Source organism: Janibacter sp. CoH_79_TC_3, assembly GCF_058197955.1.
The window spans coordinates 1-261 of record NZ_JBXWIV010000116.1; the positions used below are offsets into that span (position 1 = coordinate 1).

The 261-nt window shown below is 38.7% G+C and carries 1 protein-coding gene; it reads right to left on the bottom strand.

What is annotated here, in order from left to right; all coding sequences use genetic code 11:
* The coding region (locus tag AC2FA3_RS15310) for a hypothetical protein (RefSeq protein ID WP_490510333.1) at positions 1 to 236 on the bottom strand (236 nt) is incomplete at its 3' end.
* Positions 237 to 261: the final 25 nt, after the last annotated feature.

Below are 261 nucleotides of genomic sequence, written 5' to 3' on the forward strand. Positions count from 1 at the left end.
GGTATTGGCATGGCAAAAGCAAAATCTGGCGGTGGCAGTTTCAAAGCTCCAGCTAGTACAACAAAATCTTCAACACCTTCTACAAAATCAACAACAACTACGACACCAAAAACTGATGCGCCAAAGACAAATGCTACAGAAGCACCTAAGTCTAATGCAACTACAAATAATACAACAAATAATGCAAGTACAAATACTGCAAATAAAACTAACACTACTACAAATACAGCAAACAATCAGCAATCTGGTAGCCGTTGGGGT